Here is a 16,250-nt window from a genome sequence, read left to right as displayed (position 1 = left end):
AGATCATCTTAACGCACGGCCAGGCGCTTTTCATCCTTCTGCGTTCATCCTTCGTCTTGCGCGGCGGCTAGCACGTCGGCGAGGTCGGCGGCGGCGACTTCGCGCTGGTCGCTGGCGGCGAGGTCGCGCAGTTGGACGACGCCCTGGTCGAGTTCGTCCTTCCCGACGATTACGGCGTAGCGGGCGGCCTGGCGGTTGGCCTCCTTCATCTGCGCCTTCATCGAGCGGCCTTTGAGGTCGAGCGCCGTGCGGACGCCCCGGTCGCGAAGCGCATAGGCGGTCTGGAAGGCCCAGGCCTGCGCCTCGTCGCCGAGGGCTACGAGGAACGCCGTCAGCGGCGCGGGGTCGGGGAGGGCGATGCCCTGCGCGTCGAGGGCGAGGAAGAGGCGCTCGAAGCCCGACGCGAAGCCGACGGCCGGGACGGTCTGGCTGCTGCCGACGGCTTCGGCGAGGCCGTCGTAGCGCCCGCCCCCACCGAGCGCACTCTGCGCCCCGAGGTCTCCGGAGACGAGTTCGAACGCCGTCTCGGTGTAGTAGTCGAGCCCGCGCACGAGCGCCGGGTCCTCCACGTACGCGATGCCGAGGTCGCCGAGGCGCGCCTTCACCTCGGCGTAGTGCGCCTTGCTGGGGTCGGACACCATCTCGGGCAGGCGCGGGGCGGCGGCGAGGATGGCCTGCTCGCGCTCGTCCTTCGTGTCGAGGATGCGGAGCGGGTTCGTCTGGAGCCGCTGCTGGCTCGTCTCCGTGAGGTCGGCGGTGTGCGGTTCGAGGTACTGCCGCAGCGCGTCCACGTAGGCGCGCCGCGCGGCCGGGTCGCCGAGCGTGTTGAGGCGCAGCGTGTGGCCCGTGATGCCGAGCGCGTCGTAGACGGCGAGCATCAGCGCAATGCACTCGGCGTCGGCCAGCGGCGACGGGGTGCCGATGAACTCGACGCCAAACTGGTGGAACTGGCGGTAGCGGCCCTTCTGCGGCTCCTCGGCGCGGAAGCACGGGCCGATGTAGAACAGCCGCTGCGTGCCGCCCTTCTGCTGGAGGTGGTGCTGGAGGTACGACCGCATCACGGGCGCGGTGACCTCGGGGCGAAGCACGTAGTCCGTGTCGCCGCGCGTGAAGGCGAACATCTCCTTCTGCACGATGTCAGTCGAGCCGCCGACGCCGCGCGCCACGAGCGCCGTCGGCTCGAAGACGGGCGTACGGATCTCGCGGACGTGGAAGCGCGCCATCACATCGCGCACGACGCCCTCCACGTGCCGCCACGCGGCCGAGCCATAGGCGTGCGCCCCGGCCGTCGTCGCGCCGTCCGGGAGGATGTCGAAGGTACCTTTGATCGTCTGGAAGCTCATGGGAAGGCAGAAGGGAGAAAGGAAGATGCTAAACGGGAGCGCGCGTTGCGTCCTCTCCTATCATGTCTCGATGGTCACCGTGTTCGTCTTTCATCCCCCATCCCTCTGCCCTCTCAGACCCGTCCTTGTTCGGCGCGGCGGATGCGGTCGAGGACGGCGTCGGGCGTGTCGGCGGTGCGGAGGGAGGTAGCGAAGCCCGGGCGGTTCATCAGGCGCATGATGCGGCTCAGCAGCGTAATGTGCTGACTTTGCTCGGAAGCGGCCCCTGCAAGCAGCAGCACCATCTCGACGGGCTGCTCGTCGATGGCGTCCCAGTCGAGGGGCGCGGCAAGCACGGCGAAGGCCGCGCAGCTTTTTGACACGGCGCCGGTGCGCGCATGCGGGAGCGCGAGGCCTTCGCCGACGCCCGTCGAGAGCGTGGCTTCGCGGGCGAACACGTCGGCGCGGAGCCGGGCGAGGTCGTCCACGCTCTCCTTGCCGCCCAGCCGGTCCACAAGCGCGTCGATAGCGGCGGCCTTGTCGGGCACGTCGAGCCCGAGCACAACCGTCTCCGGCGAGAGCAACCGATGCAGCGCGGAGGGCGGTTTCATGGAGGGACGGGCATGAGAAGAGGAGCACGTCCAAGCTACTGCGCCGCCAGGCCCGGTGGGACGAAGCGCGTGTGAGGCTGTCGCGGGTCGCAGAAGCGAATCGGCCTATCGAGCTGCGTCATGCGAGATCGCTCGCGCGTATTCACCAGTCGCCAGTCCCTATTCGCTAACCGCCCCTATTCCCCTGCACCCTGCATCGACGACGCTACCCGCTCCGCCTCTTCCAGCACCCGCAGCGTGTTGAGGCCGAGGATCTTCCGGATGTCGTCCTCCGCGTAGCCGCGCTTGAGCAGGCCGTAGGTAATGCGAGGCAGACGCGTCACGTCCTCCATGCCCTCGGGCAGCGCAAAGACGCCGTCGAAGTCGGAGCCGAGGCCCACGTGGTCCACGCCCGCCACCTGCACCGCGTGGTCGATGTGATCCACGATGTCCTCCCACGTCCCTCCAGGCAGGCCGCGCGCACGCTTCTCGGCGGCGACGGCCGTCCAGTACATCCGCAGGTTGCCGCCGTGCTCGGTGCGGACCCGCTGCAGCGCCGCGTCCATCACGTCCCGCGTCAGGTTCTCGTTGACGACGTAGTCGAAGAAGTTGATCATTACCACGCCGCCGTTCTCGGCCAGCGCACGCAGCATGGCGTCGTCCAGGTTGCGCACAGCATCCACCTTCGCGCGCGCCGACGAGTGGCTCGCGATGACCGGTGCCTGGCTCACGGCGAGCGCGTCGTAGAACGTCTCGTCGGAGGTGTGCGAGACGTCCACGAGGACGCCGAGGCGGTTCATCTCGCGGACGAGGTCGCGCCCGAGGTCGTTGAGGCCGCCCCAGCGCGGGCGGCTCTGCGAGGCGTCGGCCCAGGCGTTGGTGTTGACGTGCGTGAGCGTGACGTAGCGGATGCCGAGGTCGGCGAACTCGCGCAGGACCTCCACGTCGCCCTGGAGCGCGTGGCCGCCTTCGAGGCCCCAGAGCACGGCGCGGCGGCCCGCGGCGGTGATGCGGCGCACGTCGGCGGCGGTGCGGGCGAGCTCGACGCGCTCGTCCTGCGCGACCTGCTCCACGAACGTCCGGTGCATCGCGCGGGCGCGCTCCGTGGCCGCCTCGCCCTCGCCGTAGCGCGACGAGACATACGCGGCGAAGAAGGCTCCGTCGAGGCCGCCCTCGATCATGCGGGGGAGGTCGACGTGGCGACTGCCGCGGCGGCGCTGATAACGGCGCGTGAAGTCGTAGCCGTCGTCGAGCACCAGCGTCGGCGTGTCGATGTGGCCGTCGAGGACAAGCGCGTCGTAGTGTAGTTCGAGCGCACGCTGCCAGAGCGTGTCCCCATTCTCGGCGTCTTGGGCAAGCAGTCGGCTCTTGAGCGGCTCGCCGAGGCGCACGTCGCCACCGTCGGCAAACAGCACCGTGTCGGCGATCATCAGCGCGTCGAGCGACGTCAACGCATCGAGCGAGCCCGGGGCCACGCGCACCGTGTCGCTCGGCCCCCGCGCGATCCGTGACGGCGCGATCCGCGACGGCTGCTGCGCCGGCGCTGGCTCCGCGCAGCCGAGAAGCAGGACGAGACTGACGAGGAGAAGCAGGCGGGCCATGGCGATGGGCAAGAGGTGCGGCCTGCAGTATACGCGGCGAGACTCGGGGGCGACGCCGAACTACCTTTCGGCACTAGGCTGTGCGCCTCGTACGTTGGACTGACCTTCTACCTCTTGCACCTCACTCCATGCTGCGTCTCGCTACAGCCTGTATTCTCGCCCTGCTTCTGTCTCTGCCCACACAAGCCCAAGAGGTCGGCACCTGTGAGCCGGGCCTCGCCGAGCGCGTGCTTGATGTCGCCGGAGCGAAGGCCAAGCTTCACAACACCGGCAACCTGTTCTGGAATGCGAACCTTGGTTTCAGTGACTTTACCTATGCCGTTCCGAAGAACGCAGGCACCGATGCCAACGTGTACGTCCACGCGCTCTGGATTGCGGGGCTCGTAGAAGGCGACACCCTAGGAGCCGGTGCTCCCTGGCGAGGCTATGAGTATTGGCCGGGGCCGATCCCAGAGTCGGGCGTGCCCTCTGACTGCGCCGCGTTCGACCAACTCTGGTCTGTACGGCGGAGCGACCTCGCCCGCTTCTACGAGTCTGGAGAGGCCACCGAAGATCTGCGCACGTGGCCGGCTCATCTCGGTGCCCCTGTGATTGATGGCGACGGAATTCCTGGCAACTATGACCTCGACGCGGGCGACCAGCCTGCGCTACGCGGCGACCAAACCGTATGGTGGGTGATGAACGATGCTGGAAACGTCCATCGGGTGACCCGCTCGGCTCCACTCGGCCTGGACGTGCGCGTGGAGGCCTTCGCCAAAGCTTCCACTGTCCAAGACATTCACGAGGCGACGTTCTACCGCTACACGCTCACGAACCGCTCTACGAGTACGATTGACCGTGCGTTTGTCGGCTTCTTCTCCGAGATGACAGGAGGGTATAACTACCAAAACGACTTTGTGGGCACCGACACAACCTTGAGCCTGTGGTACACCTACGACTTTAGGCCTGATATCTACGTCGGAGGATCTTGGGCCATCGGGGCGACTGTGCTTGAGGGGCCAATCATCCTTCCCGACGGGCGAGACAATGACCGAGACGGAGCGATAGACGAGCCTAGCGAGCGCGGTGACTTGCACGCGACACTCCTGTTGTACGGAGGCGGAGGAGATCCCACACACGATGAAATCAGTTCGGCTCAGGACATATACCACTACCTCTCGGGAAGCTGGAGAGACGGAGTTCCGCTCACGGAGGGTGGATATGGCTACAACGGCCCCGACGGTGGGCTCGGCCAGTCGAGCGAAGGCTCCATCACGCGCTACATCTTTTCAGGCGAGCCTGGCTCCTTCTGGAGCGAGCCGTGTTTCCAGCCTGGTTGTGAAGAGCCCAGCAACGACGGGCGGCGACACGGCGTCTACTCAGCGGGTCCATTCCGCCTAGAGCCGGGCGAGAGCCAGACGATTTCGATCGCTATCGTCCACGCAGACGGCGACGACTATCTCAGTGCCGTGCATGCCCTCAAGGACGCCACCCGCTACGTCCGCACCGCCTTCGACCTCGGCCTCCTCGACCCGGAGCCCGTTCCGATTCCCGCTGACTTTCTCGCCGAGGACCTTCCCGGTGCGCTCGGCCTAGGCACCCCCTTCCCGAACCCGACTACTGACTCGATCACGCTACCGTACCGCGTACCCGCCACGCTCAGCGGGCCGATCCGTGTCGCCTTGACCGACGTGCTTGGACGCGAGGTCGCCGTCGTGGTGGAGGGTACCCCGGAGCCGGGTGAGTACGAGGTGGTGCTGGACACCAGGGTGCTCGCGCCAGGCGTCTACGTGGTGCGGATGCAGCGGGCACTCGCGCTCTCAGAGGTGCAACGCTTCACCGTGGTGCGCTAGCAGCATCCGCCGCAGCGTCACGAGATCGTCACGAAATCGTCCAGGTCTCGGCGTCGTGGAGGAGCGTGCGCAGGTCGCCCGCGCCCTTTTTCTTCGTGACGGCCTCGACCTGCCGTTGCAACTCGGTGTCGTACGTCGGGCGGCCCTCGACGTAGAACACGCCGAACGGCCGCGGCATCTCGGCATCCCAGAAGAGCTGCGTGATGACGGCGTGCGCCATCGTCCGGTCCGTCTCGTCGTACACGAGGCAGTCGTCGGCACTCCGATCGCCCGTGAGGTCAACAGCTTCGAGCTTCAGCCCGTCGAGGCGCAGCCCATGCTGGCCCTTATCGAAGGTGAGGGGCTGGCCGTGCTGCACGAAAACGGTCCGACGCGGCTTCGACTGGCGCTCGGTGAAGTCGAAGAAGGCCCCATCGTTGAAGATGTTGCAGTTCTGGTAGACCTCCACGAAGCCCGTCCCGGTGTGGCGGTGCGCGCGGCGGAGCATCTCGGTCATGTGCTTCGCGTCGCGGTCAAGCGTGCGCGCGACGAAGGTGGCGTCGGCCCCGAGTGCAAACGCCGCAGGGTTGAACGGGTGGTCGAGCGAGCCGTACGGCGTCGACTTGGTGACCTTGCCGACTTCACTCGTAGGACTGTACTGGCCTTTCGTAAGCCCGTAGATCTGGTTGTTGAAGAGGATGATCTGGCATTCTAGGTTGCGCCGCATGAGGTGCGCGAAGTGGTTGCCGCCGATCGAGAGCGCGTCGCCGTCGCCGGTGATGAGCCACACGTCGAGGTCGGGCCGGGCCGCCTTGAGCCCTGTCGCCACCGTGGGCGCGCGCCCGTGGATCGAGTGCATCCCGTAGGTATCCATGTAGTACGGGAAGCGCGACGAGCAGCCGATGCCCGAGATAAAGACGACGTCCTCCTTGCGCTCTGTCAGTTCAGGCAGGACGCGTTGAACGGCAGCGAGCACGGCGTAGTCGCCGCAGCCGGGGCACCAGCGCACGTCGGCGTCGGAGGCGAAGTCCTTGCGCGTGAGGACCGGCAGCGACGCCACGTCCCCATCGCCCCCCGGCGGCGTGACCGTACGCAGCGCGGGCGGCTTCGTGGGACGCGCCCCAGGCGGCTTGCCGGGCGGCTTCACGCCCGGACGCGCCGGCTTCGCGCCAGGCGGCCGCGTCGGCTTCTTGCCGCCAGCCTTGGGCGGCCCAGTAGGCTTCTTCCCCGCAATCGACGGCGGGAGCGCGGGCTTCGTGGTCGGCGGGCGCTTGCCAACGGGTTGGGTCGGCCGCGCGGGCTTCGCACCCCCAGGCACCGGCGGGCGCTTGCCTTCGTTCTGCGGCGTGTTCTCTTCGCTCATGGCAGGGGTCTTTGCTGTACAACGGCTGTGCGTTGCTCGGCTCCCCCCGTTCTCGCTTCGCTCGAACTGTCCCCTCACGGGTGAGGGGGACAGCTTGACCACCGTCCAGGTGCGTCAAGCGGGGGAGTCGACAGGGCTTGATGAAAGGATGACACGCGATATGACTAGGGACGGTCAACAATCGCGTCTTCGATCTCGGCGGCCTTGAAGGGCAAGCCTTGCACCTTCGTGACAGGCTGCGCGTCGACGAGGTATTGCTCGCGGAGGAGGCGGACCAGTTGGCCGTTGTTGAGTTCGGGGACGAGGACGCGGTCGTAGCGGGCCAGCACATCGCCGAGGTCGTCAGGAAGCGGCCAGACCCAGCGCAGGTGGAGGTGCCCGGCGCGATGCCCAGCGGCGCGGGCGCGCTCGACGCCCACCTCGATGGCCCCACGCGTGGAGCCCCAGCCGATGACGAGCGTCCCGTCCTCATCGCCGTCGACGACACACGGCGGGATCTCGGCGCGGACGCGCTGCACCTTCTCAGCGCGCGTCTTGGTCATGTGCTGGTGGTTGGCGGGGTCGTACGATACGCCGCCCGTGCGGCTGTCCTTTTCGAGCCCGCCGAGGCGGTGCTCCAGGCCGGGCGTGCCGGGGCGCACCCACGGACGGGCGAGCGTCGCTGCGTCGCGAACGTAGGGCAGGAAGTCCCCCTTGGGGTTATTGGTCTCCGTCGTGAAGGCGACCTCGAACGGCGTCAGGCCATCCGGGTCGGGGATGCGCCAGGGCTCGGAGCCGTTGCCGAGGTAGCCGTCGGAGAGGACGATCACCGGCGTCATGTACTTCACCGCGATGCGGCACGCCTCATAGGCGACCTCGTAGCAGTCGCCCGGCGAACTCGCGGCGATGACCGGGAGCGGGCCGTCGCCGTTGCGGCCGTAGACGGCCATCAGGAGGTCGGACTGCTCCGTCTTCGTCGGCATGCCCGTGGACGGCCCGGCGCGCTGCACGTCGATCAAGACGAGCGGCAGTTCGGTCATGAGCGCGAGGCCGAGGAACTCCGTCTTGAGTGCGAGGCCCGGCCCGGAGGTACCCGTCACGCCGAGGTGCCCGCCAAACGCAGTCCCGAGCGCTACGCCAATGGCGGCGATCTCGTCCTCGGCCTGGACCGTTCGGATGCCGAAGTCCTTGTACTTGCTCAGCGCGTGGAGCAGGTCCGAGGCGGGCGTGATCGGGTAGGTGCCATAGACGAGGTCGAGGCCGCTTTTGACCTTCGCCGCGACGAGGCCGAGCGCGAGGGCATCGTTGCCCTTGATGGCGCGGTAGGTGCCCGGCGCGAGCGTGGCGGGCGCCACCTCGTAGCGCGCCGCGAACACCTCGGTCGTCTCGCCGAAGAAGTAGCCCGCCTTGAGCGCCTTCAGGTTCGCGTCGCGGATCGCGGGCTTGCGGGCGAACTTCTCGGTCAGCCAGTCCTGCGCCGGCTCAAGGGGTCGCGTGTAGAGCCACAGCGCCAGCCCGAGGGCGAACATGTTCTTGCAGCGGTCGACGTCCTGCGTACCCAGTCCGTGCTCCTCCGCATGCTCGGCGAGCGTCTCGCGGGTGAGCCGGTTGAGTTCGATCTTGAAGACCTCGTAGCCGTCGAGCGTGCCGTCTTCGAGCGGATTCGAGTCGATGTGCGCCAGTTCGAAGTTGCGCTTCTCGAAGGCATCGGTGTTGACGAGCACGGCCCCGGCAGACCGCCCCGGTGCCGCCTTGCGAACACGGTGGAGGTTGACGGCCAGCGCCGCCGGGTTCATCGCCACGAGGAGGTCGACCTCGTCGCCGGGCGTGTGAATCTCGCCGGAGCCGAAGTGGAGTTGGAAGCCCGAGACGCCGTAGGTCGTGCCCGCGGGGGCGCGGATCTCGGCAGGGAAGTCGGGCAGCGTCGCGAGGTCGTTGCGCGCGAGCGCCGTCGCCAGCGTGAACTGGCTGCCCGTGAGCTGCATCCCGTCGCCGGAGTCGCCCGCGAACAGGATCGTGACTTCGGAGAGCGGTCGGACCGGCTTGGAACTGGAAGCGGCAGCACCAGCGGCAGCCGCAGGGACGTCAGACATCGGACCGTGGGAGAGCGGCAGGGGAGCGTAGATCAAGGTAGGGCGCACGGTACGCCGCCCCAAGCCGCATGATTCCACCGAACCCCCCGTGTCGGGTACGTGGCGACGCCCTACACGACGACTTCACGGAAGCGATGGTAATTGAGCCAAGCATGACCCCGGTGCTGCTGTCAACACGCGTTCGCAGCTAGCTCCCATGCGTTCACACCAGCCCTCCCGTCTACGTGCTCCGCCTCCTTTTTTGCAGCGTGCTTGTGCTTGTCTTCGCTGCCCCCGCGTCGGCCCAAGAGTACCAGACGCAAGGCGAGGACTTTGATTTCAACGTCATCGAACTACCCGGCGACAACTTCTATATCGAGGTTCGTGGCACCGACAAAAAGGGAATGCAGCCCAATGGAGGTCTAGTTGACGGCGTCTACTTCATTTCCAACGAGGGAGAAGCAACGGACTGCAACGCCGAGCCCGAGGGCTGCAGCGAACTGATCAGCAATGCGGTAGACGGTGGAGGAGAGACGACAACCTCCGCCGATCCACCCCCTGGCAGTAGGCCCGCTCCGGAGAGCTTACCTGGCGGCGCGCCGGACTACCACTACGAATTCCAGCGACAACGCGACGGCACGCTGCTGTTCTCCCTTGACCGCCGTGTGCGCGGCCTGTGGGGCTACTGCTCCGAGCCGCGCTTGTGTGACTGAGCCCCACCCCGACTGCGCTGCGCGTACGCAGATGCCCCCTCTTTCTTCCACCTACACGTTCCTGCCCATGCTTACGGTCATCCGCGTCCTCTCCAGGGGCGCGCTCGTGCTCATGCTCGCCGTACCCGCCTCGGCCCAGATGGACTGCTTCGAGAGACTCCGTGCCTCCGTTGAGCAGGCCTACGAGACCCAGGACGGCCCCGGTACGATTCCCGATGGCGAGACGGTCATCGAGATCAGAGACCAGGGTAAAATCACGGGGTACTACGTCGCCTACAACAACACGCGCAATATGCCCTCCGCCCAGTTCTGGTCTCCGACTGGCGAGATCACCAACTGCGATGCTCAGCCGGACGAGTGCCGCGAACTGCTCGAAGAGGCCTTTGGTGGCGGTGGCGGTGAGCAGACCCCGCCTGCCGACCCGCCTGCGAATAGCGGGTCAGCCCCGCAGAGCCTGCCCGGTGGCGCACCGGCGTACCACTACGAGTTTGAGCGCGCCCGTGACGGCTCCCTGGTCTACTCCGCAGAGCGCCGCCTGCGGGGCCTGTGGGGCTATCGCTTCGAGCCGCGCCTGTGTCGGTAGGTGCCCGTTGCTCCTCTTCGCCTAGACGCGCCCGACTACGTCGATGGTCGAGCGCCTCATGCTCGCAATGCTCCGTCGGCCCCGGTATTCCCAGCAGCCCTTCCCGTGTGGGCTCGCCCCTCCTGTCTCTCCACCATGCGGATCACCATCGCCCTGCTGTTGCTCGCGGCCACGGTGCTCGTAGTCTTCGTTACGGTGCGCACCCAGACCTTGCTCTACGAGGCCTTCCAAGACAGCGCCGCTCAGTCTGAGCAATCTGCCTACATCGCCGTGGGCAACGGCACGGTCTACCTTACGGTATTGGGCCATGCCGAAGACGGCCTACTCAGGCGCGACGACGAGGTCAAATTCGGCAACGGCCACTACGTACTCAGCGGTGACCGGATCGTCGATTGCGACGAGGACACCAACATCTGCCGCGGCCTGCTCCTCTCGGCGATGAACGACCCAGCCCCGACGGATGCCCTCGTTGAGGCGCTTCCTCCACCGGACGCCGTGCCTTCCAACGTACCTCCGAAACACGACGAAGCAGGGACCGAGGTCGTCTACTTCGCCCAGTTCGAGGTCATGTCCAACGGATCCGTCCGCTACGACCCCTCGGGCCGACGGACCGCTGGCGCCTGGGGCCTCCGGATGCTGCCCGCCTGGTTCGATGCGCGCCGCGTCGGCTCAGGCGAGGGCTGAGCCACCCGCTGAGACGCCTCCGTCCAACGAGAAGCCAAAAGAAACCCGAGCCAGCGCGGAGATCGTCAGCTTCCTCCGGTTTGAAGTCCAGCGCGACGGCTCGGTCCGGTATGACCACTCGGCCCGGAGCACTGGCGGCGCCTGGGGCTCTCTGATGTCGCACCCGTGGGACTTCAACAAACGGGAGCGCTAGCGCCGCACTCACGCAGGCTCAACCGTGCGTAGGCGCTCCAGCACGTGCGCCATGTCGTCCGGGAGCGGTGCCTCGAAGTCCATCGGCTCCTCGGTGACGGGGTGCGCGAAGCCCAGCGTGTGCGCGTGGAGTGCCTGGCGCGGCAGCGCGGCAAAGAGGTTGGCCATGAACTTCGCCCGGCTGCCCACGGCGGAACCGTAGACGATGCGATTGCCGTCGTAGGTGCGGTCGCCGAAGAGGGGGTGGCCGAGGTGGCGCGCGTGGACACGGATCTGGTGTGTGCGGCCTGTCTCCAGCCGAAAGCGACAGAGCGCGGTGTGCGCGTGGGCCTCCAGCGTCTCCAGGTGCGTGATCGCGTGCTTGCCGCGCCCCGGCTTAACGACCGCCATCCGCTTGCGGTCGCGCGGGCTGCGGCCCAGCTCTGTCTCGATGTGCTGCACAGGCGGGTCGGGGACACCCCAGACGAGCGCGAGGTACAGCCGCCGCGTCGTGCGCGCCGCGAACTGCTTGGCGAGGTGGCTCAGCGCCGCGTCGGTCTTGGCGACTACCATCAGGCCCGTCGTGTCTTTGTCGAGGCGGTGCACGAGGCCCGGCCGCACGACGGGGTCACCCTCGAAGCGTGGCCCGGCGTCCTGCGTGGCCAGCCCCACGTCCTCGTCGTCTTCCTCTTCGATGTCGTCGTAGGCGAGCGGGCCAGCCCCGACATGGTACAGCAGCGCATTGACGAGCGTGCCCGAGCGATGCCCGTACGCCGGGTGCACCACCATCCCTGCAGGCTTGTTGACCACGAGCAGCACGTCGTCCTCGTAGACGATGTCGAGCGGGATCGCCTCCGGTGTCAGTTCGATGGGCGGCGGGCGCAGCACCTTCGCTACGAGCCGGTCGCCCGCCTGCACGACGGTCGACGGCTTCGTCACGACGGCCCCGTTGACCGACACCCGTCCGTCCTTGATGCCGCGCTGCACCTTCGAGCGCGTGACGTTCGGGAGGAACCGCGTGATGTAGACATCGAGCCGGGTGTCCGCAACCTGCCCGGCGGGCACGTCGAGGACGACCTCTTGCTCGATTCGCTCTTCGGCGGGTTGCTCCTCCGCAGGCTGTTGGCTTGCGCTCATTGGGCCACCATGGTTGACGCACCGAGTGCCACACCAAGCACGTCCAGCGCGCGTTCGATCTCGTCCAGCGTGTTCGTGTACGACGGGGCGAAGCGCAGCTTGCGGTCGCGCACAGCGGTCATGATGCCCTCGGCGGCGAGCGCTTCGTAGAGGGTGTCGGCGTCCTGTCCCACCTCGTCGGGCGCGACGGTGACGATGCCCGCACGTTCGTCGGGGTCGCGCGAGCCGTAGCGCGGCAGGCCGAGCGCGTCGAGGCCGTCGGCGAGGCGGGCGGTGAGCGCCTGAGTGTGCTGCCAGGCTGCGTCCGGCCCCACGTCGTGGTAGACACCTAGCGCCGCGTCGAGGGCGACGATCCCGGCGGTGTTGAGCGTCCCGAGGCGGAAGCGCGTCGCGTCGTCGTGGAGCGTGGTGTCGTAGGCGGTGAGGTCGTCCCAATCGATGGGGCCGTTGAGCCAGCCGAGCTGCGGCCGGAGGCGGGCCTGGAGCGCCTCCGTGACGTAGAAGAAGCCGACGCCCTGCATGCCCATGAGCCACTTGTGACACCCGCATGCGAGGAAGTCGAGGCCGAGCGCCTCCACCCCACCGTCAGCGCCGATGGGCACCGCGCCCACGCCCTGGATCGCATCGACGGAGAGGAGCGCGCCGTGGTCGTGCACGAGGTCGGCGAGCGCGGCGAGGTCGGCGCGGAAGCCGGAGAGGAACTGCACCCAGCTCACGGCCACGAGGCGCGTCTCGGCGCGCAGCGTTGCGGCGACGGCGTCGAGCGTGAACGTGCCGCGCTCCGTCGGGATGAAGTCGATCGCCACGCCGCGCGCTTCGAGGGAGCGCCACGGGAAGACGTTGGCCGGAAACTCGCACCCCGGCACGGCAATGCGGTCGCCCGGCTGCCAGTCGAGGCCGTGGGCGAGCACGTTGAGCGCATACGACGTGTTGGGTGCATACTCGACGCGCTCGACCTGCGTGCCGAGCACCTGCGCGATGCGCGCGCGGCCCCGGTCAAGCGTCGGCGCGATGTCGAAGTAGTTGTTCGGCTGCGTCGCGTGGCGCTGCTGGAGGTAGGCCGCCACCGCGTCTATGACAGGCTGGCTGAGCGGCCCGGTCGAGGCGTGGTCGAGGTAGGCCATCCGCTCCGTGTGTGGAAAGAGAGCGCGGAGGTGGTCGGTCACGGGTCGAAGGTCGTGGGTCGTGTCGAGCAACGATCGGCGTTGTCTCGTGTCTGTGGGGCAAGGATAGTACGCGGTGCCCGATGTGTTTCGCCCTCGGCGTTTCCGCTACCGCCTTTCATCGCCGTCGTCGTTCATCCACGAACCCCAGGCTGTCATGTCTGTCCAGAAGACCTCGCGCGCCGACCTGAAGCGGCAATATCCCGTTGTCTTGCAAGTCGGCGCGTTGCTCGCGCTCGGCGTCGTGCTCGCCGCCTTCACCACGCCGTATCGCGCTGCGAACAGCTTCGAGATCGACGTGCCTGATACCGAGGTCATCACGGTGCCTGACATCGAAATCACCCGGCACGAGTTGCCGCCGCCTCCACCGCCGAAGCCGCCCGCCCCCATTGAGGTAGTGGACACCGATATCGAGGACCCGGTCATCGACATCGACATGACCATGGACCCCTTCGAGATGCCAGCGCTCCCCGGCCTACCGCCTGCGCCCGCTACTGACCCGGAGCCTGCCCCCGATGAGGTCTTGCCCTTTCTCCCTGTAGAGGACCAACCTCAGCTCCTGCCAAGCGAGGCCGAGGCGATGGCGGCTTTGCAGCGCTGCATCCGCTACCCCGAGATGGCCCGACGCGGCACGGTAGAGGGACGCGTCTACGTGCAATTTGTCGTAGACGAACGTGGCAACGTGATCGACCCATACGCTGCACGTGGCATCGGTGGCGGGGCCGACGAGGAGGCCGTGCGCTGCGTGCGCGAGCTTCAGTTCCGCCCCGGCATGCAGCGCGGCCGCCCCGTCAAGGTGCAGTTCACGCTGCCAGTCACGTTCCGTCTCCGCTGAACCGTAAATCGAAAATCAGACGTCGTCACTCAGGCAAAGACGATGGTCTTGTTCTCGTAGACGAGTACGCGGCTTTCGAGGTGCCACCGGACGGCCCGCGCGAGGACCTCGCGTTCGAGCGTGCGGCCGAGGTCCTTGAGGTCGCGGACGGTGTGGCGGTGCGACACCCGCGCGACGCCCTGGTCGATGATCGGCCCGGCGTCGAGCTCCTCGGTGACGTAGTGCGCCGTCGCGCCGATCACCTTGACGCCCCGCTCGAACGCCTGTCGATAAGGATCGGCCCCGATGAACGCGGGCAGGAACGAGTGGTGAATGTTGATGATGCGGTTTGGGAAGCGCGCCACAAAGTCGCCGGAGAGGATCTGCATGTAGCGCGCGAGCACGACCACCTCGACGCCTTCCCGTTCAAAGAGCGCCAGCGTCTCGGCTTCGGCCTCCGCCTTCGTCTCGCGGGTGACCGGGATGTGGTGGAACGGCACGCCGAAGCGCTCGACCTCGCCGCGCAGGGCATCGTGGTTGCTCACCACGCAGGCGATGCGGCCGGGAAACTCGCCCCGGCTCCAGCGCCAGAGCAGTTCGAGGAGCGCGTGGTCGTAGCGCGACACCATCACCGCTACGGGCGCGGGCTGCGCGGCATAGTCGAGGCTCCAGGTCATGCCGAACGGCTCGGCCACGACGCGCGCGAACGCCGCTTCGAGCGCGGGCCGCGAGAGGTCGAGGTGCGGCGTCGTGAACTCGGCGCGCATGAAAAACACGCCCGCCTCGGGGTCGGTCGAGTGCTGATCGAGCGCGGTGATGTTGGCGCCGTGCGCGCGGAGGAACGTGCTCACGGCGGCGACGATGCCGGGGCGGTCCGGGCACGTGACGCGGAGCCGGGCGAAGTCGGCGTGCGCGGGGTTGGGCATGACGACAGGGTACGATCAAGGCTTAGCGGCGGTAGAACTGCCGGCCAGCGAGTTGCCCGATGTGACCGTTCAGTTCGAGGCTCAGAAGGTAGACCAGGGCGTTCGACACGTCCACCCCAGCGCGTTCGCAGAGCGTGTCGAGGTGCATCGGCTCCGGCGTCAACGCGTCGTAGAGTTGCTGCTCGACCCGGTTGAGGCTCTCCGGCGGCGGTGCAGGCTTCGCTTCGCTGGCTAGTGCCTGGCCGCTTCCTCTCGACCGCGCGCCGAAGAGGTCTTGCTGGCCTTCGATCTCGGCGAGGAGGTCGCCGACGCTGGTGACGAGCTTCGCGTGGCCGAGTTGGATAAGCGAGTTGCCGCCGTCGCCGTTGCCCGAGAACAGTGGCGCGGGGGCGGCAAAGACCTCGCGGTTCTGCTCCAGCGCGGCGTAGGCCGTCAGCAGCGCTCCGCCCTTCGCCCGCGCCTCGGCGACGAGCACCCCCAGCGACAGTCCGGCAATGATGCGGTTGCGGCGCGGAAAGTTGGGCGCGTCGGGCTTGGTGCCCAGCGGGAACTCGGAGACGACCGCCCCCTGCCCGCTTTCGATGATGCGACGGACCGTGGCCGTGTGACGCTGCGGGTAAATGCGGTCCACCCCCGAGCCGAGGATGGCCAGCGTCCGCCCGCCCGCGTCCAGGGCCGCCCGGTGCGCCGCGATGTCGATGCCGTAGGCGAGGCCGCTCACGATGGTGTAGCCGCGCTCCGCGAGGCCCGCCGCGAAGTGCTCGGCCACGCGGAGGCCATAGGCGCTCGCCTTGCGCGTCCCCACGATGGCAACCGCGCGCGTGTCGGCCTCGGTGAGTGTGCCGCGCAGCCAGAGGAACGGCGGCGGATCGTAGAGCTCGCGCAGCCGCGCCGGGTAGGCGTCGTCGGCGCACGTGACGAGATCGGCTCCGAGCCGCGCACCCTGCTGGAGTTGGCTGTCGATGGCGGCGTGGCCGTCGAAGGCTGCGATGGCCCGCGCCGTCTTGAGCCCAATGCCCTCGACCTCCGCGAGTGCCCGCACGTCCGCTCGCATCACTGAGGTGGCGTCGCCGAAGCGGTCGAGCAGCGCCCGCACCCGCGCGGGCCCTACGCCCGGCACGGCGGCGAGCGCGAGTAGCATCCGCGCATCGAACCGCGCGCCCGTTGCATCGGACGGGGTATCGAGTCGAGCCGTGGCGTGGGGCATGGAGCAGCGTGGTGAGGTTCGACCCTCACAGACACGTCACCGCGCACGATGTAACCCCGGAGGTCAGCCTCCGGCGGAGAGAAACCAATTCAGCCGTCGTGGCTCTAGCGTAGG

General features: G+C 67.8%; 14 protein-coding genes. 5 read left to right on the top strand and 9 right to left on the bottom strand.

The features are described from left to right. Positions 1 to 44: 44 nt before the first annotated feature. The 3 genes from hisS to AAFU51_14085 form a co-directional block, all read right to left on the bottom strand. The gene (gene hisS / locus AAFU51_14095; GenBank protein ID MEO1572381.1) at positions 45 to 1,343 is read right to left on the bottom strand and encodes a histidine--tRNA ligase; all 1,299 of its coding nucleotides are present in this window, start codon (positions 1,341 to 1,343) and stop codon (positions 45 to 47) included. A 113-nt stretch (positions 1,344 to 1,456) separates the two neighbouring features. Next, the gene (locus AAFU51_14090; protein ID MEO1572380.1) at positions 1,457 to 1,933 is read right to left on the bottom strand and encodes a PTS sugar transporter subunit IIA; all 477 of its coding nucleotides are present in this window, start codon (positions 1,931 to 1,933) and stop codon (positions 1,457 to 1,459) included. 176 nt (positions 1,934 to 2,109) lie between these two features. After that, on the bottom strand, positions 2,110 to 3,513 hold the full coding sequence (locus AAFU51_14085) for a dipeptidase (protein MEO1572379.1): 1,404 nt from the start codon (positions 3,511 to 3,513) through the stop codon (positions 2,110 to 2,112). Between the two features lie 128 nt (positions 3,514 to 3,641). On the opposite strand from AAFU51_14085, the gene AAFU51_14080 reads away from it, so the two are divergent. Then, complete coding sequence (locus AAFU51_14080; GenBank protein ID MEO1572378.1) at positions 3,642 to 5,345, top strand: hypothetical protein; 1,704 nt, start codon at positions 3,642 to 3,644, stop codon at positions 5,343 to 5,345. 28 nt (positions 5,346 to 5,373) lie between these two features. On the opposite strand, the gene AAFU51_14075 is transcribed toward AAFU51_14080, so the two are convergent. Together AAFU51_14075 and AAFU51_14070 are read right to left on the bottom strand one after the other, a co-directional pair. Continuing rightward, positions 5,374 to 6,687 (bottom strand): thiamine pyrophosphate-dependent enzyme, encoded by a 1,314-nt coding sequence (locus tag AAFU51_14075; protein MEO1572377.1) that lies wholly within the window; start codon positions 6,685 to 6,687, stop codon positions 5,374 to 5,376. Positions 6,688 to 6,851: 164 nt separating this feature from the next. Further along, on the bottom strand, positions 6,852 to 8,759 hold the full coding sequence (locus AAFU51_14070) for a 2-oxoacid:acceptor oxidoreductase subunit alpha (GenBank protein MEO1572376.1): 1,908 nt from the start codon (positions 8,757 to 8,759) through the stop codon (positions 6,852 to 6,854). Positions 8,760 to 8,983: 224 nt separating this feature from the next. Between AAFU51_14070 and AAFU51_14065 the strand changes: the two genes are divergently transcribed. The 3 genes from AAFU51_14065 (at position 8,984) to AAFU51_14055 (ending at position 10,718) form a co-directional block, all read left to right on the top strand. Next, positions 8,984 to 9,451, top strand: a complete 468-nt coding sequence (locus tag AAFU51_14065) for a hypothetical protein (protein MEO1572375.1) — start codon at positions 8,984 to 8,986, stop codon at positions 9,449 to 9,451. Between the two features lie 31 nt (positions 9,452 to 9,482). After that, complete coding sequence (locus tag AAFU51_14060) at positions 9,483 to 10,034, top strand: hypothetical protein (GenBank protein ID MEO1572374.1); 552 nt, start codon at positions 9,483 to 9,485, stop codon at positions 10,032 to 10,034. A 135-nt stretch (positions 10,035 to 10,169) separates the two neighbouring features. Next, a complete protein-coding gene (locus tag AAFU51_14055) occupies positions 10,170 to 10,718 on the top strand; it encodes a hypothetical protein (GenBank protein ID MEO1572373.1) in 549 nt (182 codons plus the stop codon). A gap of 201 nt (positions 10,719 to 10,919) precedes the next feature. Here the strand turns inward: AAFU51_14055 and AAFU51_14050 are convergent, their stop codons facing one another. Continuing rightward, positions 10,920 to 12,026 (bottom strand): RluA family pseudouridine synthase, encoded by a 1,107-nt coding sequence (locus AAFU51_14050; GenBank protein MEO1572372.1) that lies wholly within the window; start codon positions 12,024 to 12,026, stop codon positions 10,920 to 10,922. Continuing rightward, positions 12,023 to 13,192: an aminotransferase class V-fold PLP-dependent enzyme gene (locus AAFU51_14045; protein ID MEO1572371.1), complete on the bottom strand. Its 1,170-nt coding sequence runs from the start codon at positions 13,190 to 13,192 to the stop codon at positions 12,023 to 12,025. The genes AAFU51_14050 and AAFU51_14045 overlap by 4 nt, the downstream gene beginning before the upstream one ends. Before the next feature lie 154 nt (positions 13,193 to 13,346). Here AAFU51_14045 and AAFU51_14040 point away from each other — a divergent pair, with 154 nt between their 5' ends. Next, complete coding sequence (locus AAFU51_14040) at positions 13,347 to 14,024, top strand: energy transducer TonB (protein MEO1572370.1); 678 nt, start codon at positions 13,347 to 13,349, stop codon at positions 14,022 to 14,024. A gap of 29 nt (positions 14,025 to 14,053) precedes the next feature. On the opposite strand, the gene purU is transcribed toward AAFU51_14040, so the two are convergent. Next, positions 14,054 to 14,929, bottom strand: coding sequence for a formyltetrahydrofolate deformylase (gene purU, locus AAFU51_14035; GenBank protein MEO1572369.1), 876 nt, complete (start codon positions 14,927 to 14,929; stop codon positions 14,054 to 14,056). Between the two features lie 22 nt (positions 14,930 to 14,951). Beyond that, entirely contained in the window at positions 14,952 to 16,136 is a 1,185-nt protein-coding gene (gene dprA / locus AAFU51_14030) for a DNA-processing protein DprA (GenBank protein ID MEO1572368.1), read from the bottom strand. Positions 16,137 to 16,250: the final 114 nt, after the last annotated feature.

The organism is Bacteroidota bacterium (assembly GCA_039821555.1).
Taxonomy (GTDB): Bacteria; Bacteroidota; Rhodothermia; order Rhodothermales; family Rubricoccaceae; genus JBCBEX01.
The sequence above is the reverse complement of the archived record's forward strand: the minus strand, read 5'-3'. Positions and strand labels throughout refer to the sequence as shown.

Coding starts and splice junctions, on each gene's coding strand:
- hisS (MEO1572381.1), bottom strand. CDS start 1,343: ATGAGCTTCCAGACGATCAAAGGTACCTTCGACATCCTCCCGGACGGC.
- AAFU51_14090 (MEO1572380.1), bottom strand. CDS start 1,933: ATGAAACCGCCCTCCGCGCTGCATCGGTTGCTCTCGCCGGAGACGGTT.
- AAFU51_14085 (MEO1572379.1), bottom strand. CDS start 3,513: ATGGCCCGCCTGCTTCTCCTCGTCAGTCTCGTCCTGCTTCTCGGCTGC.
- AAFU51_14080 (MEO1572378.1), top strand. CDS start 3,642: ATGCTGCGTCTCGCTACAGCCTGTATTCTCGCCCTGCTTCTGTCTCTG.
- AAFU51_14075 (MEO1572377.1), bottom strand. CDS start 6,687: ATGAGCGAAGAGAACACGCCGCAGAACGAAGGCAAGCGCCCGCCGGTG.
- AAFU51_14070 (MEO1572376.1), bottom strand. CDS start 8,759: ATGTCTGACGTCCCTGCGGCTGCCGCTGGTGCTGCCGCTTCCAGTTCC.
- AAFU51_14060 (MEO1572374.1), top strand. CDS start 9,483: ATGCCCCCTCTTTCTTCCACCTACACGTTCCTGCCCATGCTTACGGTC.
- AAFU51_14055 (MEO1572373.1), top strand. CDS start 10,170: ATGCGGATCACCATCGCCCTGCTGTTGCTCGCGGCCACGGTGCTCGTA.
- AAFU51_14050 (MEO1572372.1), bottom strand. CDS start 12,026: ATGAGCGCAAGCCAACAGCCTGCGGAGGAGCAACCCGCCGAAGAGCGA.
- AAFU51_14040 (MEO1572370.1), top strand. CDS start 13,347: ATGTCTGTCCAGAAGACCTCGCGCGCCGACCTGAAGCGGCAATATCCC.
- purU (MEO1572369.1), bottom strand. CDS start 14,929: ATGCCCAACCCCGCGCACGCCGACTTCGCCCGGCTCCGCGTCACGTGC.
- dprA (MEO1572368.1), bottom strand. CDS start 16,136: ATGCCCCACGCCACGGCTCGACTCGATACCCCGTCCGATGCAACGGGC.